Below are 23,114 nucleotides of genomic sequence, written 5' to 3'. Positions count from 1 at the left end.
CTTCGGGGATCTGACCCCTATCGGTAGCGCCGGACCATGCCCGGCGGCATCAGCCGGTTACATCCAGGGCAGGATCCAGTGGTCCACCAGCAGGAAGGCGAACAGCGCCATCAGGTACACGATGGAGTACTGGAACATCTTCATCGAGAAGAATTCATCCGGCGGGCTCTGCATGCGCCAGGCGTACCAGAGGAACACGGCGTTGAGCACGATCGCCCCGCCCAGGTAGAACGGCCCGCTCATGCCCACCAGGTACGGCACCACGCACACCAGCGCCAGCACCACCGAATAGGCCAGGATCTGCTTGCGCGTGTGCACCACGCCGTGGGTGACCGGCAGCATCGGGATCTTCGCCTTGGCGTAGTCCTCGCGGCGGAAGATCGCCAGCGCCCAGAAGTGCGGCGGGGTCCAGATGAAGATGATCAGCACCAGCAGCGACGAATACGCCCAGTCCGACGAGCCCTGCATGCCGGTGATCGCCGCCCAGCCCAGCATCGGCGGCATCGCGCCGGCCAGGCCGCCAATGACGATGTTCTGCGAGGTCGCGCGCTTCAGGTACACGGTGTAGATCACCGCATAGCCGATCAGCGAGGCGAAGGTCAGCACGGCGGTGATCCAGTTCACCCACAGCAGCAGGATCGCCATCGACAGCACGATCAGCACGCCGGCAAACACCAGCACCTGCCACGGCTTGACCTTGCCCACCACCAGCGGGCGCCATGAGGTGCGCGCCATCTGCGCGTCGATGTGCGCATCCAGCAGCTGGTTGATGGCAGCGGCCGCCGAAGCGGCCAGCCAGATGCCCAGGAAACCCAGCGCGCCGGCGCGCACCTGTTCCCAGCTGGGTACGCCCGGAATGGCCAGGACCATGCCGACCAGGGCGGTGAAGACGATCAGGGCCACGACCTTGGGCTTGGTCAGGTCCCAGTACTGGCGATAGTTGGAAAACATGCGATCAGTCCGGCGCGCGCAGGCGGGCCAGCAGGCTCACCAGCACGAACAACAGGGCAACGGCCACGCCGTTGTGGGCCACGGCCACCGCCAGCGGCAGGGCCAGCTTCACGTTCAGGATGCCCAGGGTGACCTGCAGCACCAGCAGGGCCACCAGCGCACTGGCCCAGCCGCGCATGCTGGGCAGGCGGAACAGGCGCAGGCCCAGCCACAGCAGGTAGGCCGCCACCACGATGGCGAACAGGCGGTGCGCCATCTGGATGGCGATGCGCGAGGCGCCATCCAGCACGCCCCCTTCGTAATCCACGCCGATGCCGCGCCACAGGGTGAAGCCTTCCACGAAGTTGTGCTGCGGCCACCACTGGTTGGCACAGCGCGGGAAGTTGTCCAGCGACGCGCTGCCGCCACCGCAGGCCAGTGCGGCGTAGTTGGCGCTGACCCAGCCGCCCAGCGCGATCTGGGTGACCAGCACGGCCACGCCGATGCGCAGCAGCCACTTCAGCTTCGGCGCTTCGGCCAGGGTGATCGGCAGGTGCGTTGCCCGCCACGCCATCCACACCAGCAGGCCGAACATCAGCATGCCGCCCAGCAGGTGGCCCATCACTACGATGGGTTTCAGCAGCAGGGTGACCGTCCACATGCCCAGCAGGGCCTGGAAGATCACCACCGCCAGGGTCAGCAGGGCCGCCCGGGCCAGGTCGATGTTGCCCCAGCGCAGCGCGGCGATCAGCAGGATCGCCTCACCCACCAGGGCCAGGCCGCTGGCCGTGCCATGCCAGCCCATCATGTACAGCGGTATGCCGGCGGCCACCAGTACGCAGGCGGTCACCACCGCCGTGCTGCCGAAGCGGCGCTTGCGGGTGGCCAGCAGGGCCAGGGTCAGGATCTCGATGCCCAGCGCGCCGGCCAGGAAGCGGTGCACCTGCTCGCGCCAGGCCTTGTGGGTTTCCAGCGGACGGATCTCGGTGGCCGGGTGGCCGATGGTTTCTTCCACGTGCTGCGGCCAGGTGGCCTGCCCATAGCAGGTCGGCCAGTCCGGGCAGCTCAGGCCAGCATCGGACAGGCGCACGAAGGCGCCGAACATGATCGTGCTGGCGGTCATGATCATGGCGAACCACGCCAGGCGGTGGAAATTACGGTGCAGCGCCGGACGCGCGGAAAGGCTCATCAAACGGGACTCACTTCAGTTTCAGCAACGTGGCCATGTCCTTGCGCAGGCCCCCCAGGTCACTGCCGGGGGCATGGCGCATGATCACGAAGCCGTTCGGATCGATCACATAGACCGGCAATCCGGCCGGATCGTCGGCACCGGGCAACGCCGCGCGCAGGGCGGGCGACGGCGCCAGTGGCCGCAGCGCGGGCAGTGCGGCGATCGGCGCCGGTGGCGTGCCCAGCCACAGAATCTCCACATTATCGGCGTTATGGCCGAACAGCTGCCACACCTTGCCCAGTCCCTGCGACAAAGTGACGCACTGCGCGTCACAGGCCCCGGCCGGCGCCACCAGCAGCCGCCAGGTGCGCGCTTCGGGGTTCCACGGGTAGGGCTGGCCGTTGGCCAAGGTCGGCGGCTGCTGGCGCAGGTCCACCGGTGGCTGCAGCAGTTGCCCGGCATTGCGGTGCCCGGTGGGCTGCCAGCCGGTGAAGCGCAGCACGGCGGCCAGCGCCATCGCCCCGAAGAACACGGCGAACAACAGCAGCAGGGTGCGGCGGCCGGAACCGCGTGCCTGCGGGGTGGTGGCGGTGTTCATGCGGGCATTTTCTCATGGTTGGGTGGAAGGAAGCGGCCGGCGCTCTGGTAGTCGGGGGAAAGGAAGCGGTCGACGCTCTGGTAGCCCCCGACCTTGGTCGGGGGAAATGGTGCCGACCAAGGTCGGCGCCCACCGGCGCCGGTCAACGCCGCCGCCGGCGCCATTCCAGCACCAGCGCCACCACCAGCACGGTCAGCGCCAGGCCGAACCACTGCACGGCGTAGCCCAGGTGGCGCTGCGGCGGCAGGGTGTTGGGCAGCAGGTCCAGATCGCGCTCGTCGCCGATCGGCAGCGCCGGGTCCAGCCGCAACACCCGGTCGGGCAGCGCGGCCAGGCCCAGCGCGCGGGCCAGGCCATCGGCGGGCAGGCGGCTGGCCAGCCAGCGCCCGGGCTGGCCGGTTTCACTGAACGCCGGGCCCAGCGCCAGGCCGGCCGACGGCGGCGGCGCCAGCAACCCGCGCACCGCCAGCGGCGCCGGCAGCGCGTCCAGCACCGGCAAGGTGCGGTCCGGCGGCAGCGCGCGCCACCCCAGGTCCACCAGCAGCACGCTGCCACTGTCACTGCGGAACGGCCGGTACACCTTTACCCCGGCGCGGCCGTGGCGCATCTGGTTGTCCAGCAGCACCACGCCCGGCAGAAAGCGGCCATGGTCGGCCACCCCATGCAGTGCGCCGGGCGCCGCCAGTGCCTGCGCCAGCGGCAACGCCTGCGCCACCGCCGGGCCCTGCGCATCCAGCAGGGCCTGCTTGGCGTGCATGCGCTGCAATTGCCACAGGCCCAAGGCGGTGAAGCCGGCCATCGCCAGCAGCGCCAACAGCCAGCCGATCCAGCGTGTGTGCTGGCGCATCATGACAAGTCCACGCAAACGCGGTCAGATAGGCGCATCCACCCTGCCCCCGAGCCGTGCATGAGTGATTCGCTGAAGACCCTGCTGGTGATCGCGTTCCTGATCGTCATCGTCTGGAATCTGGGCGCCGGCCTGTACTACCTGCTGGTCGACCGCGGCCAGACCAAGCGCACGGTCAATGCGCTCACCCGCCGCATTGCGGTGTCGGTGGCCCTGATCGCGCTGGTGATCGTCAGCATCTACATGGGCTGGATCAAGCCGCACGGCGTCGGCGGCTGAGGGTACCTGCCGCTGCGCACTCAAAGGACGTAGACGAACAGGAACAGCATCAGCCACACCACGTCCACGAAGTGCCAGTACCACGCGGCGGCTTCGAAGCCGAAGTGGTTGTCGCGGGTGAAGTGGCCCTTGGCCGAGCGCAGCCACATCACGATCAGCATGATCGTGCCCAGCAGCACGTGCGCACCGTGGAAGCCGGTCAGCATGAAGAACGTGGACCCGTAGATGCCCGAACCCAGGGTCAGGTTCAGTTCCTTGTAGGCGTGGATGTATTCCTCGGCCTGCAGGGTCAGGAAGAACGCGCCCAGCAGCACGGTCAGGCCCAGCCACACCAGCAGCTGGCGGCGGTGGCCGCCCTTCAGGGCGTGGTGGGCGATGGTCAGGGTCACGCCGGAAGTGAGCAGGATCAGCGTGTTGATCAGCGGCAGGCCCCAGGCGGGAATGGTCTGGAACGCACCACCGATCGCCGCCGGTCCATTGGTCGGCCAGCCGGCCGAATAGCCCTGCCACAGCAACTCGTTGGTCATCACCCCATCGCCTTCGCCGCTCAGCCACGGCAGGCCCAGGTTGCGGGTGTAGAACAGCGCGCCGAAGAAGGCACCGAAGAACATCACTTCGGAAAAGATGAACCAGACCATGCCCATGCGGAAAGAGCCATCGACCTGGCGGTTGTAGTGCCCGGCCTGCGATTCGCGCACCACATCGCTGAACCACCAGAACAGGGTCAGCACCAGCATCGCCAGGCCGGCATAGAAGGTCCAGCGGCCCCAGCTGGCATCGTTCAACCAGCTGGCCACGCCCACCATGGTCACCATCATCGCGATGGAGCCCACGAACGGCCAGCGGCTCTGGGCCGGGACGAAGTACACATTGGCGTCGTGCGGGGTCTGGGCCATGTCGGTTTCCGGGTCAGGGAGCGGCGTGCGCGCCTTCCGAGGTAGCGGCTGCAGCCAGCCGATCGGACAGCGCATCGTTACGGTAGAAGGTGTAGGACAGGGTGATCGTCTTGATTTCCGGCGGCAGGTCCGGATCGACGATGAAGCGCACCGGCATGTCGCGCTTTTCACCGGCCTGCAGGGTCTGGGCGGTGAAGCAGAAGCATTCGGTCTTGCTGAAGAACCCCGACGCACGTGCCGGCGCCACCGAGGGCACGGCGCTGCCCACCACCGCGCCTGCACTGTCGTTGCGGGCGAAGTACAGGGCTTCGTTGAGTTCGCCCGGGACCACGTCCATGGTCAGCTGCTCGGGGTGGAACGACCATGGCAGGCGCGAATTCACCCCACCGTCGAATTCCACGCGCACGGTGCGCTTGCCGGTGGCGGCGCCGGTGCTGGCTTCACTGCCGGGGCCGCGTTCCAGGCGTACGCCGAACACTTTTTCGCAGGCGATGCGGTACAGCGGCACCAGCGAGAACGTCAGCAGGAACACCGCCACCGCCACGCCGATCAGGCGCGGCAGGCCGGCGCTGCGTGAGGTCGCGGTGGCCGGTGCATCGCTCATCGGCCGATCACCCCGCTGAGGATGAAGCCCACGTAGACCAGCACGGCAATGGCCCCCACCCACAGGGCGGTGCGCCTGGCGCGCTGGCGCTGCAGCTCGACGCCGTTGCTCTCGCTGTTGTAGAGCCGAGCCATGCTCGGCTGCTTTTTGTCAGTCGAGCATGGCTCGACTCTACCGGTTGGAAGCGGGCTCTCGTTATGCATGGCCCACCTCAATGCGTGATGTCATCGTGGGCCAGGTCGCCCGGGCGCAGGGTCGGCGGCGTGGTGAAGGTGTGCGCCGGTGCCGGCGAGGGCAACGTCCACTCCAGCCCGCGTGCGCCTTCCCAGGAACGGTCGGCGGCCTTCTCGCCATTGCGCAGCGACGACAGCAGGATCGCCGCCATCATGAACGGCGTGGCGAACATGCCGAACGCACCGATCGAGCTGATCAGGTTCCAGTCGGCAAACGCCACGCTGTAATCGGGAATGCGCCGCGGCATGCCGGCCAGGCCGAGGAAGTGCTGCGGGAAGAACAACAGGTTCACGAACACGATCGACCACCAGAAGTGCACCTTGGCCCACTTCTCGCTGTACATGCGCCCGGTCCATTTCGGCCACCAGTAGTACACCGCTGCGATCAGCGCGAACACTGCACCGGTCACCAGCACGTAGTGGAAGTGGGCCACCACGAAGTAGGTGTCGTGGTACTGGAAGTCGGCGGCGACGATGGCCAGCATCAGGCCGGAGAACCCGCCGATGGTGAACAGGATGACGAAGGCCACCGACCACAGCATCGGCGCTTCGAAGGTAAGCGAGCCGCGCCACATGGTGCTGACCCAGTTGAACACCTTCACCCCGGTGGGGATCGAGATCAGCATGGTGGCGAACATGAAGTAGATCTCGCCGCCCAGCGGCATGCCCACGGTGAACATGTGGTGGGCCCAGACGATGAACGACAGGAAGGCGATCGCCGCGGTGGCGTAGACCATGGCCTGGTAGCCGAACAGCGGCTTGCGGCTGAAGGTCGGGATGATCTCGCTGACCACGCCGAAGGCCGGCAGGATCATGATGTAGACCTCGGGGTGCCCGAAGAACCAGAAGATGTGCTGGTACATCACCGGGTCACCGCCACCGGCGGCATTGAAGAAGCTGGTGCCGAAGAACTTGTCGGTCAGCAGCATGGTCACCGCGCCGGCCAGCACCGGCATCACCGCAATCAGCAGGAAGGCGGTGATCAGCCAGGCCCAGCAGAAGATCGGCATCTTCAGCAGGTCGATGCCCGGCGCGCGCATGTTCAGCACCGTGGCGATGATGTTGATCGCGCCCATGATCGAGCTGATGCCGGCCACGTGGATGGCGAACACGCTGAAGGCCACGTTGTAGCCACCCTGCAGCGACAGCGGCGGGTACAGCGTCCAGCCACCGGCCGGTGCACCGCCGGGCAGGAACAGGGTCAGCAGCAGCAGGCTGAAGGCCACCGGCAGCAGCCAGAACGACCAGTTGTTCATGCGCGGCAGGGCCATGTCCGGCGCGCCGATCTGCAGCGGAATCATCCAGTTGGCCAGGCCCACGAAGGCCGGCATCACGCCACCGAAGATCATCACCAGTGCATGCACGGTGGTCATCTGGTTGAAGAATTCGGGCTTGACGAACTGCAGGCCCGGCTGCGCCAGCTCGGCCCGGATCACTACGCTCATCGCCGCACCGATGATGAACATGATGAAGCTGAAGCCCAGGTACAGCGTGCCGATGTCCTTGTGGTTGGTCGAGAAGAACCAACGCTCGAAGAAGCTCTGGTGGTGATGGTGATCGTCGTGCCCAACTGCCGAGTGCGCCATTGCAAAACACCTCTCAGAATCGGTTGTCACCGCGGCCGCAGGCGGCCACGGGTGTTGGATCAGGCCCCGTCGGCCGGCGCTGCCGGCGCCGCAGCGGGCGCGGCGGCATCAGGTGCGGCTTCCGCTGCTGCAGGTGTGGCCGGTGCAGCAGGCTCGGCAGGCGGCGCCGGCTTGCGCTGGGCCAGCCACTGCCTGAAGTCCTCCTTGGACACCGCCTCGACCACGATCGGCATGAAACCGTGGTCCTTGCCGCACAGTTCGGCGCACTGGCCGCGGTACACGCCGGGCTGCTCGATGCTGGTCCACGCTTCGTTGATGAAGCCGGGAATGGCGTCCTGCTTCCAGCCCAGCGCCGGCACCCACCAGGCATGGATCACATCGTCGGAGGTGATGACGAAGCGCACCTTGGTATCGACCGGCAGCACCAGGCGGTTGTCCACGTCCAGCAGGTAATGCGGGTGGCTTTCGCGGTCGGGCACGATGCCACTCTGCCGCACCCGGTCCGATTCGCGGTCCAGGCGGCTGGTGAAGGTCACATTCTCGCCCAGGTATTCGTACTTCCACATCCACTGGTAGCCGGTGATCTTCACCGTCATCTCGGCATCGCGGGTGTCGTACATCTTGATCAGGTTGGCCGTGGCCGGCCAGGCCATCACCACCAGGATGATCACCGGAATGACCGTCCAGATGATCTCGGCCTTGGTGTTGTGGCTGAAGGTGGCCGCCACCGCGCCCTTGGACTTGCGGAACTTGAACATCGCATAGCCCATCGCCCCGAACACGATGACCCCGATCACCGTGCAGATGATCAGCGACAGATTGTTCGACTCCCAGGCCAGGCGCGAGGTCTGGGTGACCCCCTTGCCCATGTTCAGCTGCCACGGCTTGGGATCGGCCGCCTGTGCCCAGGCGAGTGCCGGTACCAGTCCCCCGGCCACCACCGCGGCGGCCGCTGCAACGCACTTCGTGCCCCACCTGCTGCTTTGCTTCATTGCCTAGACCCTTAGCGTCGTCGGTTGCCGCCATCGCTGGCGGCGAGCAAGCCTTCAAGCATTTCAGCAAGCGTCTGGCGTTCGGCCGGCGCGAGGAAACTCCCCACCTCCACCTGCCGTCCGCTGGATGCCAGCCGGACCCTCTCATCACCGGTGACCAGGCGTACCCAATGCGGGTGCGCGCGGAACACCGGCGAACCACCGGGCGTGGGGATGACCTCCACACACGCCGGCACTACCCGGATCTCCTCCTGCCGTTCGCCGCTGCGCCACAGGGCGCGCAGGGCGGCTGCCAGCAACAGGCTGTACAGCAGCGCGAACAGGGGGGCGAATACATTGCCAGCCAGCCAACCGACGGCCGAAACCAGCCACATCGCCCCGCCCAACACGGTGAACAACAGGATGAACTGCCGGGCATCGAGCGCCCGTGGGGGACGCAGCCGCAGCTGCGTACCTGACCCATCCGGAGCTGGAAGCACCTCGATCATGTCGCAACCGCGTTCCTGCCGCGGGAAACGTCTCGATGGTAGCCCTGCCCTCTCGCCGGTAGCAAGGGTGCATTCACACTTTTTCCAATGTTGCAATACAGCATGAGCCCGGCGGCACGAATGACGAATTCAGCACAAAAAAGCCCGACTGGGCTGAACAGGCTGAATCCACCGCCATCAGGGGCTATCAGCGTTCATCAGGGGCGCTGGCAGGCCCTTCCCGGCGGCCAAAAAATGATTAAAATCGCCAAGTTTTCCACTGGCCGGACCGGCATGAACGCACCCTCTTCCTCCCCCACCGCCAACGACGCGCCGCGTCCGGGCGCGCTGCTGTCGCCGGAACTGCCGGCGCCCCCCAACCCGTTCCGCCAGGCCATCACCGACGCCTGGTTGAAGGACGAGGCCAGCCACGTGCGTGACCTGCTGGCGCAGGCGCGCCTGCCGGCCGAGGAGCAGGCCAGGGTGCAGGCGCTGGCCGCCGACCTGGTCGGCCGGGTGCGCGTGCGCGCCAAGGACCAGGGCGCGATCGAAGCCTTCATGCGCCAGTACGACCTGGGCAGCGAGGAAGGCGTGCTGCTGATGTGCGTGGCCGAGGCGCTGCTGCGCATTCCCGACCAGGACACCGCCGACAAGCTGATCCGCGACAAGCTGGCCGATGCCGACTGGGAAAAGCACCTGGGCGGCAGCGATTCGGTGCTGGTCAACGCCTCCACCTGGGGCCTGATGCTGACCGGCAAGCTGGTGCAGATGAACGATGCCACCCGCGCCGACGCGCCCAGCGCGTTCAAGCGCCTGGTCGGCCGCGTGGGTGAACCGGTGGTGCGCCTGGCCGTGCGCCAGGCGATGAAGATCATGGGCCACCAGTTCGTGATGGGCCGCACCATCAGCGAAGCACTGGCGCGCTCGCACAAGGGCGACAACGCCAGCTACCGCTATTCCTTCGACATGCTGGGCGAAGGCGCGCTGACCATGAAGGACGCGCTGCGCTACCTGGAAGACTACCGTCGAGCGATCCACGCCATCGGCGGTGATCACAAGGCACGCGGCGGCCGCCCCGACGGCGACGTCAACAACGCACCGGGCATCTCGATCAAGCTGTCGGCGCTGTACCCGCGCTACGAACATGCCAAGCGCGCACGCGTGCTGAAGGACCTGGTGCCGGGCGTGCTGGAACTGGCGCAGCTGGCCAAGAGCTACGGCATCGGCTGCACCGTCGACGCCGAAGAATCGGACCGCCTGGAACTGTCGCTGGACATCATCGAACAGGTGTTCTCCGACGCCTCGCTGGCCGGCTGGGATGGCTTCGGCGTGGTCGTGCAGGCGTACCAGAAGCGTACCCCGTACACCATCGACCACCTGGCCGACATGGCGCGCCGCGCCGGTCGCCGCCTGCAGGTGCGCCTGGTGAAGGGCGCCTACTGGGATGCCGAGATCAAGCGCGCACAGATCGAAGGCTATCCGGGCTACCCGGTGTTCACCCGCAAGCAGAACACCGACGTGTCCTACCTGGCCTGCGCCAAGCGTCTGTTCACCCATGCCGACGCGATCTACCCGATGTTCGCCACGCACAACGCGCACACCATCGCCGCGGTGCGCAGCATCGCCAACGGTGGCGTGTACGAGCACCAGAAGCTGCACGGCATGGGCGATGACCTGTACGCCGAAGTGGTGCCGGCCGATCGCCTGGGCCTGCCCTGCCGCGTGTACGCGCCGGTCGGTTCGCACGAAGACCTGCTGCCGTACCTGGTGCGCCGCCTGCTGGAAAACGGCGCCAACTCCAGCTTCGTCAACCGCATCACCGACGAGCGCGTGCCAATCGCCGACCTGGTCCGCGACCCGGTCGAGATGGTCGCCTCGTTCGAATCGATTCCGCACCCCAAGATCCCGCTGCCGGTTGACCTGCTGCGCAGCCAGAACCACGACAGGAAGAACTCCATGGGCGCCAACCTCGCCAACGACAACGAACTGCGCGCCCTGGCCGAGCAGATCAACGCGGCTGTGAAGCCGTGGCAGGCCGCGCCGCTGGTGCCGGGTGCGGTCACCACCGGTGCCTCGCTGCCGGTCACCAACCCGGCCGACAGCCGCGATGTGGTGGGCCAGTGGCAGGCCGCCGACGCCGCCACCGTGCAGAAGGCGCTGGCCAATGCCGTGGCCGCGCAGCCGGCCTGGAACCGTACCCCGGCCGCCAGCCGCGCCGCCATCCTGGAACACGCCGCCGACCAGCTGGAAGCGCGCATGCCCGAGTTCATGGCGCTGTGCGTGAAGGAGGCCGGCAAGAGCCTGCCCGACGGCATTGCCGAAGTGCGCGAAGCGGTGGATTTCCTGCGCTACTACGCCAAGCAGGCGCGCGAGCAGTTCAGCCACGCCGAAAAGCTGCCCAGCCCGACCGGTGAATCCAACGAGCTGCAGCTCCACGGCCGCGGCGTGTTCGTCTGCATCAGCCCGTGGAACTTCCCGCTGGCAATCTTCCTGGGCCAGGTGGCCGCCGCCCTGGCCGCCGGCAACAGCGTGATCGCCAAGCCGGCCGAGCAGACCAACCTGATCGGCTACTACGCGGTGAAGCTGCTGCACGACGCCGGCGTGCCGGCCGAGGTGGTGCAGTTCCTGCCGGGCGACGGTGCCACCGTCGGTGCCGCGCTGACCGCCGATCCGCGCGTGGCCGGCGTGGCCTTCACCGGCTCCACCGAAACCGCCCGCGCAATCAACCGCGCCATGGCCGCGCGCGATGCCGCCATCGGCGTGCTGATTGCAGAAACCGGCGGCCAGAACGCCTTCATCGCCGACTCTTCGGCGCTGCCGGAACAGCTGGTCAAGGACGCCATCGGTTCGGCCTTCACCTCCGCTGGCCAGCGCTGCTCGGCCGCGCGCGTGCTGTTCGTGCAGGACGACATCGCCGACAAGGTGATGACCATGCTGGCCGGCGCAATGAAGGAACTGAAGGTCGGCAACCCTGGCCTGCTGTCCACCGACGTCGGCCCGGTGATCGACGCCGACGCGCTGAAGATCCTGCAGGACCACGCCGAACGCATGGACCGCGAAGCGCGCCTGATCGCCGCTGCCGAACTGTCCGCCGAAGCCGCCCATGGCACCTTCTTCGCACCGCGTGCGTACGAACTGAAGGACCTGGGCCAGCTGCAGAAGGAAGTCTTCGGCCCGGTGCTGCACGTGATCCGCTGGAAGGGTGAGCAGCTGGATGCGGTGATCGACCAGATCAACGCCACTGGCTACGGCCTGACGCTGGGCGTGCATTCGCGCATCGACGAAACCGTGGACCGCATCAGCAACGGCGTCCACGTCGGCAACGTCTACGTCAACCGCAACCAGATCGGTGCGGTGGTGGGCGTGCAGCCGTTCGGTGGCCAGGGCCTGTCCGGCACCGGCCCCAAGGCCGGCGGCCCGCACTACCTGCTGCGCTTCGCCACTGAAAAGACGGTGACGGTGAACACCACCGCCGCCGGTGGCAATGCCTCGCTGCTGACCCTGGGCGACTAAGACACCCCTCCCTTCCACGGGTGTGATGGATGCACGGAAAACCCCGCGAAAGCGGGGTTTTTTGTGTCCTTCCGGTGGCGCCAGGCGATGCCCGGCCTCGCTTACCCGGCCACCACGCTGAAGCGGTTGTCCGCGCGCATCGCCAGCTCGGCCTGTACCCGCGCCACCCGCGCGTCCAGATCGCCTTCCAGCAGCACATATGGCACCCCACGCGCCTGCAGCTGCTGCAGGTACCACGCGTGCTGCCGTGCGCGGAATTCCACGCCCACGCGCGTGCCATCCTGCTCGAAGGGAATGTCCGGCGCGCACAGGAACAGCAGGTCGTAGGGCCGCGCTGCGGCGCGCTGCAGCTCCGCTGGCGCGGTCTGGAACATCCAGCCGCTGTAGCCCAGGGTGACCAGCGGGGTGGTATCGCAGAACAGCCAACGGTGCGCGTGCTGCGCCGCCTGGTCTTCGTGCTGCGGCTGGGTCGCGGCGATGCGCAGCAGATCCTGCGCGTGCAGCTCGCCGCCCCGCTGTTCCCACAACGTTCGGCCAAACTCGGGCACCCAGGCCGTGCCCAGGCGTTCGCCCAGCACCCGTGCCAAGGTGCTTTTGCCGGTGGATTCGCCGCCGATGAAGGCGACGCGCTGCACGTGGTCGGCGTACACCGCCGGCGACAGACTGCTGCGGTGTGCATGCGGATCAGCACGCAGCTGCGTACCACTGGCCTGGCCGATGTCGGTCGCACGCTCCAGCCGGTGATGCTGCACCGCTGCAGCGAAATGCTGGGCCAGGGCGGCAGCGAAACCATCGCCGTAGTCTTCGCCGGTGAATACCGCCTGCACCGGCCCACCAAACAGCGCCAGGCACAGCCACGCGGTGAAGGCGCGCTGCACCTGCTCGCTTTCGCTGTCCTGCGGCAGCGCGCGCACCGCCACGCCATGCGCGCGGCACAGGGCGGCCAGGCGGTCGTCATCCAGCACCGCGACGGTCGCCTGCGGAAAGCGCGCACGCAGCCAGCGCTCGCGCCGCCCGGCGCTGTAACCGGCGAACCCCGACTGCGACCAGCCGATCACCAGCAGCTGTTGGCAGCGCGCGGCGGCGAAATCGATCAGCCGTTCATGGCCGCGGTGCAGCGGGCAGAATTTACCCACCACCAGACCGCGCGGCACCTTCTCAGGCAGTGGCATCGGCCGCGCCTGCCGCCGCGCGGTCGGCGCGCATCAGCGTGCGCCAATGGCGCAGCGCCACCAGCGCATTGATCCAGAAACCGATGTACAGGATCGAGGTCAGATGCAGGCCGCGGCTGTAGTAGAGCGGCACCGCAATGGTGTTCACCAGCAGCCACACCCACCACGATTCCAGCTTGCGCTGCATCATCAGGATCTGCGCGATCACGCTCAGCACCAGCACTGCCGAATCGATGTAGGGCGCATAGGCCTGGGTCAGGCGGGTCAGCATCCAGCCATAGCCGAGCGTGCCCACCACCGCCAGCGGCAGCAGCCACGCCCAGGCGCGCGGGCGCAGCGAGGTGATCGGCAACGGCGCGCCGTGGTCACCCCGCAGCCATTGCCACCAGCCCAGCACGCTGATGACGATGAAGAAGCCCTGCAGCACCATGTCGGCATACAGGTGCGAACGCTCGAACACCGCAGCGAACAGCGCGCAGCCGACGATGCCCAGCCACCAGGTGTGCACGTTGTTGCGCCCGGCCAGCAGGATCGAGCCGGCCACGGCGATGTTGGCAGCCAGCTCCAGCTGGAAATTGGGATCGGACAGGTTCATGCCGCTATTGTCGTCGATCCACGCACCACGCGTGGGCGGCGCACCAGTAGATCCACGCCATGCGTGGATGACCCACAAAAAGATAGCCCCGCTTGCGCGGGGCTCTCCCTGTACTGCGTCAGGCCGTGGCCTTTATCAGAACTTGTACTGCATCGAAGCGGCCAGCACGTCGCCGGTCACCTTGTACTTGCCGGTCACGGTGTTGCCGGTGGCCGAGGTCGAGGTGATGTTCGGATCCTTGGTGAACAGGTGGGTGTAGCCCACGCTGTATTCCATCTTCTCCGACGGGGCCCAGGTCAGACCCAGCGACAGCCACTTGCGGGTGGTGTCCGGCACGCGCACGTCGCGGTGGGCATCGGTGGTCGGGGTCTGGTCGTACGCCAGGCCGCCGCGCAGGGTCAGCTGCTCGTTCAGACGGTACTCGGTACCGATCGAAGCGAAGGTGGTGTCGCGGTAGTGGAACGGCAGCACGCTGTCGGGCTGGTTGGAATCGTAGTCAACCGTGACCTGGTCGAACTTGCTCCACGCGGTGCGCGAAACGTCGGCCATGATCTTCCACTGGTCGTTCACGCGGTGGCTGACGCTGACCGTGGCGCTGGCCGGCAGGGTGATGGTGGCGCGGCCGTTGCTGTCAACGAAGGTACCCGGGGCAGCGCTGGCCAGGAACGCGGCCGCAGCCGGGGTCATGGTGAAGTCGGCCTTGCCGTCGGTGATCTTGTGTTCCACTTCCGAGCGGTAGCTGAAGGCGATGTTGGTGCCTTCCACCGGGCTGACGGTCATGCCCAGGGTGTAACCCACGGACATTTCGTCGCCCTTGATGCGCAGGTAGCCATCGGCGGTACCCGGCGAGAAGCCCAGCTGGGCAGCCTGGATACCGGCCTGGCGGGCGGCGGCAGCGGCCTGGGCCTGGGTGCCGCCACGGGCCAGCACGGTGGCAGCAGCACGCTGCTGGGCGCTGGCGTTGATGGCAGTGCCGGCATCGACGGCGCTGGTCAGGTCAACGTCCAGGCGCTCGACGAACACCGACGCACCGAAGGACAGGTACGGGTTCACGTCGTAGGAGAACGCGGCGCCCAGGTCGACGGCCTGCAGTTCGGTCTTCACGCCGTTGTAGCGGCCGACCCAGTCACGGTCGTATTCGGTCTTGAAGCCGAACGGCACCGACAGCGACACACCGAAGTGCATGTTGTCCTTTTCGCCGAACGGCACGTGGAAGTAAGCGGCCGGAACCGGGGCGATCATGCCGGCGTCGCCGCCGTTGCCGCCGGAAATCGGGGCGCCGTTGCCGTACTGGCCTTCGCCGCGGAACTTGGCGCCGAAGCTGATGGCGCTCACGTCACCCTGCAGCTGGGTGCCGTCGAGCAGGCGCATCGAGGCCGGGTTGGTGGCGACCACCGAGGCATCGCCTTCGGCAGAGGTCGAGCCGGCGAACGCGCGGCCGAGGCCCTTGGCGCTGTTTTCCTTCAGCTGGAAGGCAGCGGCGTTGGCATCGGCGGCGGCCAGCGCACCGGCAACGCCGACGGCCAGCAGGGTCAGTCGGGCAATGGTGGAAGCAGTTTGCATCGTGTTCTCTCTCCGGTAAGCGGTGATGGTGCTCTGAGTGCGCCTGCGCCTACCGGACCCGAAGGCCCGCCAGAACGCGCCGGATTCCCCTCCCGACATACGACGCCGTATGCGAGTATCACTCAGAGACGTTAATGAAACAATAACAGCAGCGGGGCTTTTCCCTTCGCAAAACATGAACAGGCGCCTCCCCGCACAATGCCCGCGCACGCTAGGCTAGCGCCCATGTTCGTCTCGCTCCCCTCACGCAAGAAGGCGGCCCTGCGCTGGGCCACGCCCGTGCTGTTTGCGTCAGTGTGGCTGGCGTTCCTGTGGTCGATCTCGCGCCCGGACGACGCCCGTCGCAGCCTCTGGCTGGACTGGGGGGCCCTGTCCACCGGCCTGACCCACCCGCTGGACTACTGGGCCACCCTGCAGGACGGCAGCGTGCTGCGCCTGTTCACCGCCCTGTTCCTGCACGCCGACTGGTCGCACCTGCTGGGCAACCTGGTGTTCCTGCTGATCTTCGGCCTGCCCGCCGAGCGCGTGCTGGGCCCGTGGCGGTTGCTGCTGCTGTTCCTGCTGGGCGGGGCGGTATCGAACCTGGTGGCGATCTACACCATGGGCAGCCCGGACCAGATCATCATCGGCGCCAGTGGCGCGGTGTCGGCGCTGATCGGCGCCTATCTGGCGCTGTTCCCCGGCGCGCGGCTGGGGGTGGTCATTCCACTGGGCCTGTTCCTGGAATTCGTGCGCGCCCCGGCCTACCTGCTGATCGGCGTGTGGGCTGCGTTGCAGGTGGTGTTCGCCTACATCGGCCCGACCTTCGGCATGGTGGCCTGGTGGGCGCACATCGGCGGCTTCCTGTTCGGCCTGCTCTACGGCGTCTACGTGCGCGCCGCGATCGCCCGCAAGCTGCGCAAGCGCCACGGCTTCTAGCCATCTTCTCCGTAGAGTCGAGCTTGCTCGACTGCTCTGGCCTGTCCGTAGAGTCGAGCTTGCTCGACTGCTCTTGCCCCTCGGTAGAGTCGAGCTTGCTCGACTGCTTCAGGCAAAAACAGTCGAGCAAGCTCGACTCTACCGATCGCGTGCGTCAGCGCAGGGGAACACATCGCCGGGCATGGCCCGGCGCTACCATCAGGGCTTGGTCGGGGCCGGCGCGGGCTTTGCTTCCGGCTTCGCTTCGGCCTTTGCCGGTGGCTTGGCTGCGGCAGCCTTGGCGGCCTCGGCCTTCAGCCGCGCGGCCACCGAACCGGGGTTCTTCAGTTCGGCCAGAGCGTCGTCAATCGGGCCATCACCCGGCAGCACGGCGCCGGCGCTGTAGCCCTCGGTGCCTTCGTCGTCGCCACGCAGGTGGCCCGGCAGGGTCGCCTCGCTGTAGTCGCTCAGACTGGCTGGCAGCGCGTCTTCTTCCGGCGTGGGCGCCGGCTTCAGTTCCACGTCCGGCACGATGCCGGTGGCCTGGATCGATTTGCCACTGGGCGTGTAGTAGCGCGCGGTGGTCAGCTTCACCGAATCGCCGTTGTCCAGCGGCAGCACGGTCTGCACCGAGCCCTTGCCGAAGGTGCGGCTGCCGACCACGCGTGCCCGCTGGTTGTCGCGCAGCGCACCGGCCAGCACTTCCGACGCACTGGCCGAACCGGCATCGACCAGCACCACCACCGGCGCGCCCTTCAGCAGGTCGCCCGGGGTGGCGTCGAAGCGTGCGTCGCTGATGCGGATGCGGCCGCGCGTGCTGACGATGTTGCCCTTTTCCAGCAGATCGTCGGCCACCTGCACGGCGGCCGTCAGCAGACCACCGGGGTTGCTGCGCAGATCCAGCACCAGGCCCTTCAGGCTGCCGCCAGACTGCTTCTGCAGCTGCTGCACGTGCTTCTGGAAATCGGCGCCGGTGTCGGCCTGGAACGTGGCCAGGCGGATATAGCCGTAACCCGGTTCCAGCAGGCGGCTGCGCACGCTGGTCACGCGGATGGTCTGCCGGGTGAGCGGCACATCGAACGGCTTGGGCTTGCCCTCGCGCACGATGGTCAGCACCACCTTGCTGCCGGCCGGGCCGCGCAGCGGTTCGCTGGCATCGATGGCGCTGATCGGCTTGCCGTCGATGGCGATGATCAGATCGCCCGCCAGGATGCCGGCCTTGGCCGCAGGCGTATCGTCAATCGGCGAAATCACCTTCATCGAAGCGTTGTCGGGCTGCTGCTGCAGCTCCACGCCAATGCCTTCATAGGCGCCGTTGGCCTGTTCGTCGAAGGCCTCGGCGTCTTCCTTGTTGAAATAGGTGCTGTGCGGATCCAGGTCCAGCAGCAGGCCGCGCACCGCCGACTGCATCAGCTTGTTGTCGTCCACCGGGTCCACGTAGGCCGCACGCACGGCGTTGTAGACCGCCACGAAGCGCCGGATGTCTTCCAGCGGCACCTTCGATGTCACCGCCTCTTCGTTGCTGGCGGCCTGCGCCGGGGTTTCGGCAGCGGCCGCAGGCGCGGTCTGCTGCGCCCAGGACAACGCTGGCAACAAGGCCAGCAAGAGGGTGGCGGTACGGGCTGCGCGCATGGATCACTCCTGTCGACGGTGGCATCGTGCCCAAGGCACATGCACCGATTATGCGCGAAGCGTGGGTAAATTCCCGTTGAATCCCGCGGCCACGCGGCCGCCAGGATTCAGCGGCGCTGCAGCCAGCTGTCCGGATTGACCGGTTGGCCACCGCGGCGCAGTTCGAAGTACAGCGCGGTGACGCCCTGGCCGCCGGAGTTGCCGACCTTGGCCACCGCATCGCCGCGGCTGACGCGCGCGCCGGCATCCTTCAGCAGGGTGTCGTTGTGCGCGTACAGGCTCATGTAGCCATTGCCGTGGTCGACGATCAGGATCATGCCGTAGCCGGTCATCCAGTCGGAGAACACCACGGTGCCATCGGCCACCGCCGTGACCGTGCTGCCGGCCGGCGCACCGATCAGCACGCCGCTGCTGGTACGGCCATCGGGCAGCTTGCCGCCGTAGCGGGCCAGCAGATTGCCCGACAGCGGCCAGCCCAGGCCGCCGACCTTCGGCGCGGGCGCCGAGGCCACCGCCGGCGGTACCTTGGTGGGCGGCGCCGGGCGGCCTTCGGCCTTGGCTTGGCGGGCCGCTTTCTCGGCCGCCGCCTTTTCCGCCGCCGCCTTGCGTGCAGCGGCGCGGCGCTCGGCTTCGGCGCGCGCGGCAGCGGCGCGCAGATTGGCCAGCAGGGTTTCCAGCGCCTTGGCATCCTGGCCCAGCGCCTGTTCCTTCTCGCGCCGGTCCTTGAAGCGTTCTTCCAGCGATGCCACCGTCTGCGCCCGTTCGCGGCGGTCGGCGGCCAGGGTGGCGGCCTGCTGCTTCTGGTCGCGCTGGGCGCCCTGGAGGTGCTGTTGGCGCTCGGCGATCTGGGCCTGCAGCGTTTCCAGTTCCTGCAGATCCGCGGTGAGGTTGGCGATGCGCTCGGCGCGCTCGCGCTGCAGGTAACGGTGGTAGGCCAGGGCGCGGTTGGCATCGGCCACCGTGTCCTGCGACAGCAGCAGCTTCAGCGGCGCGTGATTGCCCAACTGGTAGGCCGCGCGCAGCAGGCCGGCCAGTTCGCGGTGCTGCTTGGCCAGGGTGGCCTGCAGTTCGTTGCGGCGCTGCTCGGCCTGGGCCAGGGCCTGGGCCTGTTCGCGCAGCGCGCTTTCAGTCTGGGCCAGGCTGCGGCCGGTGCGGGCCACTTTTTCGTCGGCCTCGCGCAGCTGCCGCGATGCCTGGCCACGCTGGCCCTCGATCTGCCGGCGCTCCTGCGCCACGTCCTTCAGCTCGCTGCGCAGCTTCTGCAGCTTGCGCTCGGCTTCGCGGGTGGACGCAGTCTGCGCCCCGCCCGGCACCGGCAGTGCCAGCGCCAAGGCCAGCCCCAGCAACAGGCAACGCGCGCCGCGGGCGGCGATGTGATGCTGGCGTGAGGGGAAGACGTTGTGGCGCAAGGGCTTTCCAGTGACTTCAGGCAGTTGCAGGGGGTGCCGGGGAATGGTGACATCTCCGCACGCGGCCTGCCAGCCGCACAACAACGAGGTCCCCATGAAAACCCATTCCATTCCGCTGATGTTGGGCCTGCTGCTGGCCGCCGCGCCGCTGGCGGCGCAGGAAAACATCAGCAAGGTCAACGGCAGCATCGGCGCCGATCCGGGCCAGCGCTACGGCAAGCTGGATACCGTCAATGGCAGCATCCGCGTGGGCGAAGGCGTGGAAACCGGCAGCATCGACACCGTCAACGGCGGGGTGACCGTGGCCGACCGCGCACGCACCGGCAGCATCGAGACGGTGAACGGTGGCGTTCGCCTGGGCCGCGAGGTGATCGCCCACGGCGATGTCAGCACGGTCAACGGCAGCATCTTCAGCGACGCCGGCAGCCAGATCGAAGGCGGCGTGGAAACGGTCAACGGTGGCATCGGCCTGGTCAACAGCCGGGTGCGCAAGGACGTGGAAACGGTGAACGGTGACATCACCGTCGGCATCGGTTCGCAGGTGTCCGGTGGCGTACACGTGCGCAAGCCGAACTTCAGCGTCTCGCTTACCACCAGCCGCAAGCCGCGCATCATCATCGGCCCCAATGCCGTGGTCAGTGGCCCGCTGGAATTCGAGCGCGAGGTGGTGCTGTACGTGCACCGCAGCGCCCGCATCGGTCCGGTCACCGGCGCCGACGCCATCCCGTTCGACACCGATACCGCCCCGGCGGATTGACGTCGTGCTGCACCGGGGACTGATCCCCGCTACCTGGCCGTGCCTGGCGCGGCCCCCATCTGTATCCAGGATACCGACGATGCCCCGTAAACTCCTTCTGTGCCTGGCCGCTGCGGCCGCGCTCAGCGCCTGCAAGGGCGAAGACACGCCCGCCGCCGCGCCGGCCACCGACACCGCTGCAGCGGCCAAGCCGGCCAGCCACGCGTTCTCGCCGGACATCAACGCCGCCGATTTCAGCGAGATGGTGAAGACCCTGGCCTCGGATGAGTTCGAAGGCCGCGCCCCCGGCAGCAAGGGCGAAGAGCTGACCGTCAACTACATCCGCGACCAGATGCAGCGCATCGGCCTGCAGCCGGGCAACGGTGACAGCTGGTTCCAGGACGTGCCGATGACCGAAACCACGGCCGATGAATCGACCGTGCTGAAGATCGAGCAGGGCGGCAAGAGCACCGAGCTGAAGTTCGGTACCGACATGGTGGTCGGCACCCGTACCGGCCAGACCGAAGTGAAGCTGGATGCCAGCAACCTGGTGTTCGTCGGCTACGGCGTGGACGCGCCGGAGCAGAAGTGGAACGACTACCAGGGCCAGGACTGGAAGGGCAAGACGGTAGTCATGTTCGTCAATGACCCGGGCTTCCACGTCGACGACCAGACCCTGTTCGACGGCAAGCGCATGACCTATTACGGCCGCTGGACCTACAAGTTCGAAGAGGCCGCGCGCAAGGGCGCCGCCGGCGCACTGATCGTGCATGACACCGCCGGCGCCTCCTATGGCTGGGATGTGGTGAAGAACTCCTGGGCCGGCCCGCAGTACGACCTGCCGGCCAAGGATGATCCGGAGCGCCGTCTGCCGGTGCAGGGCTGGCTGAGTGCCGAGGCCGCCAAGGCGCTGTTCGCCGGTGCCGGCCTGGACCTGGCCCAGGCCTACAAGGACGCCAGCAAGCGCGGCTTCAAGCCGGTACCGCTGCAGGCCACCGCCTCGGTCGACCTGAAGAGCCAGGTCGCGCAAAAGCAGTCGCGCAACGTGGTGGGCGTGCTGCCGGGCAGCAAGCGTGCCGACGAAGCGGTGCTGTACATGGCCCACTGGGACCATCTGGGCAAGCATGAGGGCGAGGAAGGCGACAACATCTACAACGGTGCTGTGGACAACGCCACCGGCGTGGCCGGCATCCTGGAAGTGGCCGAAGCCATGGCCCACCAGGACCCGAAGCCGGAGCGCTCGGTGGTGTTCCTGGCGGTCACCCTGGAAGAGTCGGGCCTGCTGGGTTCGAAGTACTACGTGGCCCACCCGACCTTCCCGCTGGACAAGATTGCCGGGGTGATCAACATCGACGCGATGTCGGTGGCCGGCCGTGCCAAGGACGTGACCGTGACCGGCTTCGGCAGTTCCGAGCTGGAAGACATCCTGAAGCCGCTGGCGGCCGCACAGGACCGTACCCTGCACGGTGAAACCTCGGTGCAGAGCGGCTTCTACTTCCGTTCCGACCACTTCAACTTCGCCAAGGCCGGTGTGCCGGCCCTGTATGCCGATGGCGGTGAAGACCTGCGCGACGGCGGCGTTGACGCCGGCCGCAAGGCGGCGACCGACTACGGCAACAACCGCTACCACGGCCCGAAGGATGAGTTCGACGCGGCCACCTGGAAGCTGGATGGCACCGTGGAAGATCTGCAGCTGATGTACGGCGTGGGCAAGGAACTGGCGGGCGGCGATCGCTGGCCGAACTGGTACGAAGGCAATCCCTTCAAGGCCGCCCGCGACACCATGATGAAGAACAAGGCCTCGGCCCCGTAGCGTCGAGCTTGCTCGACAGATTCACCTGGACAAGGAAGCGGCGCCCCACGGGGCGCCGTTTTTTTGTGCCACCGCCAGGGGGGGGCCAACCTTGGTTGGTACTCCATCCACTCAGTCGAGCAAGCTCGACTCTACGGTAGGTGCCAACCTTGGTTGGCACTCCGTCCACGCGTGGCGTGGATCTACCGGGCGCTTGGTTTCGCGCAAAGAAAAACCCCGCTGCGTGAGCAGCGGGGTTTTGGGTGTAAACCCTGGCGATGACCTACTCTCGCATGGCTTGAGCCACACTACCATCGGCGCAGCTGCGTTTCACTTCCGAGTTCGGGATGGGATCGGGTGGTTCCACAGCGCTAATTTCACCAGGGAGACGGTTGCAGCAGCGCTTGCAGCGCCAGCTCGCGATCTTGCCCTTGGGGCGGAAGGTACCCGGAAAAAGCAGTGCCTTCACTTAATAAGAAAAAACCCCGCTGCGTGAGCAGCGGGGTTTTTGGGTATAAACCCTGGCGATGACCTACTCTCGCATGGCTTGAGCCACACTACCATCGGCGCAGCTGCGTTTCACTTCCGAGTTCGGGATGGGATCGGGTGGTTCCACAGCGCTAATTTCACCAGGGAGGCTTTTAAACCCTGGCGATGACCTACTCTCGCATGGCTTGAGCCACACTACCATCGGCGCAGCTGCGTTTCACTTCCGAGTTCGGGATGGGATCGGGTGGTTCCACAGCGCTAATTTCACCAGGGAGGCTTTTGGAGAGTCGCACTCGTCCCGATGGGACAAGGCGCCAGCCTCGCATAGTTCTTGTGACGTAGCGTGCACTTGGATGCTCTTACGACGCTGTCGTAAAGCCAAGGCAACTTGAGGTTATATGGTCAAGCCGCACGGATCATTAGTATCAGTTAGCTCAACGCATTGCTGCGCTTACACACCTGACCTATCAACCACGTAGTCTACATGGTTCCTTCAGGGGGCTTGTGCCCCGGGAGATCTCATCTTGAGGCGCGCTTCCCGCTTAGATGCTTTCAGCGGTTATCGCTTCCGAACATAGCTACCCGGCAATGCCACTGGCGTGACAACCGGAACACCAGAGGTTCGTCCACTCCGGTCCTCTCGTACTAGGAGCAGCCCCTCTCAAATCTCCAACGCCCATGGCAGATAGGGACCGAACTGTCTCACGACGTTC

The 23,114-nt window shown here is 67.0% G+C and carries 20 protein-coding genes and 4 rRNA genes (1 of these 24 running past the window's edge); 5 read left to right on the top strand and 19 right to left on the bottom strand.

The window, feature by feature from the left end; genetic code table 11:
- Positions 1-57: 57 nt before the first annotated feature.
- The 4 genes from cyoE to C1933_RS01800 form a co-directional block, all read right to left on the bottom strand.
- Positions 58-951, bottom strand: coding sequence for a heme o synthase (gene cyoE / locus C1933_RS01815; protein WP_108751942.1), 894 nt, complete (start codon positions 949-951; stop codon positions 58-60).
- Between the two features lie 4 nt (positions 952-955).
- Positions 956-2,119 carry a COX15/CtaA family protein gene (locus C1933_RS01810; protein WP_108751941.1) on the bottom strand — a complete coding sequence of 388 codons (1,164 nt, stop codon included), beginning with the start codon at positions 2,117-2,119 and terminating at the stop codon, positions 956-958.
- 10 nt (positions 2,120-2,129) lie between these two features.
- Positions 2,130-2,699 (bottom strand): hypothetical protein, encoded by a 570-nt coding sequence (locus C1933_RS01805; RefSeq protein WP_108751940.1) that lies wholly within the window; start codon positions 2,697-2,699, stop codon positions 2,130-2,132.
- A 142-nt stretch (positions 2,700-2,841) separates the two neighbouring features.
- Positions 2,842-3,549 (bottom strand): SURF1 family protein, encoded by a 708-nt coding sequence (locus C1933_RS01800; RefSeq protein WP_108751939.1) that lies wholly within the window; start codon positions 3,547-3,549, stop codon positions 2,842-2,844.
- A 57-nt stretch (positions 3,550-3,606) separates the two neighbouring features.
- On the opposite strand from C1933_RS01800, the gene C1933_RS01795 reads away from it, so the two are divergent.
- Complete coding sequence (locus tag C1933_RS01795; protein ID WP_108748240.1) at positions 3,607-3,825, top strand: twin transmembrane helix small protein; 219 nt, start codon at positions 3,607-3,609, stop codon at positions 3,823-3,825.
- Positions 3,826-3,845: 20 nt separating this feature from the next.
- Here the strand turns inward: C1933_RS01795 and C1933_RS01790 are convergent, their stop codons facing one another.
- Genes C1933_RS01790 through C1933_RS01765 form a run of 6 tightly spaced genes read right to left on the bottom strand, consistent with a single transcriptional unit; the run spans position 3,846 to position 8,624 of the window.
- The gene (locus tag C1933_RS01790; protein ID WP_108748239.1) at positions 3,846-4,721 is read right to left on the bottom strand and encodes a cytochrome c oxidase subunit 3; all 876 of its coding nucleotides are present in this window, start codon (positions 4,719-4,721) and stop codon (positions 3,846-3,848) included.
- A gap of 13 nt (positions 4,722-4,734) precedes the next feature.
- On the bottom strand, positions 4,735-5,325 hold the full coding sequence (locus tag C1933_RS01785) for a cytochrome c oxidase assembly protein (protein ID WP_108751938.1): 591 nt from the start codon (positions 5,323-5,325) through the stop codon (positions 4,735-4,737).
- Positions 5,322-5,528, bottom strand: a complete 207-nt coding sequence (locus tag C1933_RS01780) for a hypothetical protein (protein ID WP_108751937.1) — start codon at positions 5,526-5,528, stop codon at positions 5,322-5,324. The genes C1933_RS01785 and C1933_RS01780 overlap by 4 nt, the downstream gene beginning before the upstream one ends.
- Positions 5,529-5,536: 8 nt before the next feature.
- Positions 5,537-7,144: a cytochrome c oxidase subunit I gene (gene ctaD, locus C1933_RS01775; protein WP_108751936.1), complete on the bottom strand. Its 1,608-nt coding sequence runs from the start codon at positions 7,142-7,144 to the stop codon at positions 5,537-5,539.
- A 59-nt stretch (positions 7,145-7,203) separates the two neighbouring features.
- Entirely contained in the window at positions 7,204-8,136 is a 933-nt protein-coding gene (gene coxB / locus C1933_RS01770; RefSeq protein ID WP_108751935.1) for a cytochrome c oxidase subunit II, read from the bottom strand.
- An 11-nt stretch (positions 8,137-8,147) separates the two neighbouring features.
- A complete protein-coding gene (locus C1933_RS01765) occupies positions 8,148-8,624 on the bottom strand; it encodes a DUF2244 domain-containing protein (RefSeq protein WP_108748234.1) in 477 nt (158 codons plus the stop codon).
- Between the two features lie 273 nt (positions 8,625-8,897).
- Here C1933_RS01765 and putA point away from each other — a divergent pair, with 273 nt between their 5' ends.
- Positions 8,898-12,116 carry a bifunctional proline dehydrogenase/L-glutamate gamma-semialdehyde dehydrogenase PutA gene (putA, locus tag C1933_RS01760; RefSeq protein ID WP_108751934.1) on the top strand — a complete coding sequence of 1,073 codons (3,219 nt, stop codon included), beginning with the start codon at positions 8,898-8,900 and terminating at the stop codon, positions 12,114-12,116.
- Between the two features lie 101 nt (positions 12,117-12,217).
- Here putA and C1933_RS01755 read toward each other — a convergent pair whose 3' ends face one another.
- The 3 genes from C1933_RS01755 to C1933_RS01745 form a co-directional block, all read right to left on the bottom strand.
- Positions 12,218-13,288, bottom strand: a complete 1,071-nt coding sequence (locus C1933_RS01755) for an AAA family ATPase (RefSeq protein ID WP_108751933.1) — start codon at positions 13,286-13,288, stop codon at positions 12,218-12,220.
- Positions 13,275-13,883 carry a nicotinamide riboside transporter PnuC gene (gene pnuC / locus C1933_RS01750; RefSeq protein ID WP_108751932.1) on the bottom strand — a complete coding sequence of 203 codons (609 nt, stop codon included), beginning with the start codon at positions 13,881-13,883 and terminating at the stop codon, positions 13,275-13,277. The genes C1933_RS01755 and pnuC overlap by 14 nt, the downstream gene beginning before the upstream one ends.
- A 135-nt stretch (positions 13,884-14,018) precedes the next feature.
- A complete protein-coding gene (locus tag C1933_RS01745; RefSeq protein ID WP_108751931.1) occupies positions 14,019-15,446 on the bottom strand; it encodes an outer membrane protein transport protein in 1,428 nt (475 codons plus the stop codon).
- A gap of 225 nt (positions 15,447-15,671) precedes the next feature.
- On the opposite strand from C1933_RS01745, the gene C1933_RS01740 reads away from it, so the two are divergent.
- Positions 15,672-16,364, top strand: a complete 693-nt coding sequence (locus C1933_RS01740; RefSeq protein WP_108748229.1) for a rhomboid family intramembrane serine protease — start codon at positions 15,672-15,674, stop codon at positions 16,362-16,364.
- Positions 16,365-16,562: 198 nt separating this feature from the next.
- Here C1933_RS01740 and C1933_RS01735 read toward each other — a convergent pair whose 3' ends face one another.
- Both C1933_RS01735 and C1933_RS01730 read right to left on the bottom strand, forming a co-directional pair.
- Complete coding sequence (locus C1933_RS01735) at positions 16,563-17,975, bottom strand: S41 family peptidase (protein WP_108751930.1); 1,413 nt, start codon at positions 17,973-17,975, stop codon at positions 16,563-16,565.
- A 107-nt stretch (positions 17,976-18,082) separates the two neighbouring features.
- A complete protein-coding gene (locus C1933_RS01730) occupies positions 18,083-19,384 on the bottom strand; it encodes a peptidoglycan DD-metalloendopeptidase family protein (RefSeq protein WP_108751929.1) in 1,302 nt (433 codons plus the stop codon).
- Positions 19,385-19,478: 94 nt separating this feature from the next.
- On the opposite strand from C1933_RS01730, the gene C1933_RS01725 reads away from it, so the two are divergent.
- Complete coding sequence (locus C1933_RS01725) at positions 19,479-20,141, top strand: hypothetical protein (RefSeq protein WP_108754701.1); 663 nt, start codon at positions 19,479-19,481, stop codon at positions 20,139-20,141.
- A gap of 79 nt (positions 20,142-20,220) precedes the next feature.
- Positions 20,221-21,933: a M28 family metallopeptidase gene (locus tag C1933_RS01720; RefSeq protein WP_108751928.1), complete on the top strand. Its 1,713-nt coding sequence runs from the start codon at positions 20,221-20,223 to the stop codon at positions 21,931-21,933.
- A 249-nt stretch (positions 21,934-22,182) separates the two neighbouring features.
- On the opposite strand, the gene rrf (C1933_RS01715) is transcribed toward C1933_RS01720, so the two are convergent.
- The 4 genes from rrf (C1933_RS01715) to C1933_RS01700 form a co-directional block, all read right to left on the bottom strand.
- Positions 22,183-22,297, bottom strand: a 5S ribosomal RNA gene (rrf, locus tag C1933_RS01715).
- Between the two features lie 134 nt (positions 22,298-22,431).
- Positions 22,432-22,546, bottom strand: a 5S ribosomal RNA gene (gene rrf, locus C1933_RS01710).
- A 12-nt stretch (positions 22,547-22,558) separates the two neighbouring features.
- Positions 22,559-22,673: ribosomal RNA gene (rrf, locus tag C1933_RS01705) — 5S ribosomal RNA — on the bottom strand.
- Positions 22,674-22,799: 126 nt separating this feature from the next.
- A 23S ribosomal RNA gene (locus C1933_RS01700) occupies positions 22,800-23,114 on the bottom strand; it runs 2,563 nt beyond the window's last position.

It is taken from the genome of Stenotrophomonas sp. ZAC14D2_NAIMI4_6, from assembly GCF_003086875.1.
Classification (GTDB): domain Bacteria; phylum Pseudomonadota; class Gammaproteobacteria; order Xanthomonadales; family Xanthomonadaceae; genus Stenotrophomonas.
This window is presented reverse-complemented; position numbering and strand designations above follow the sequence as displayed.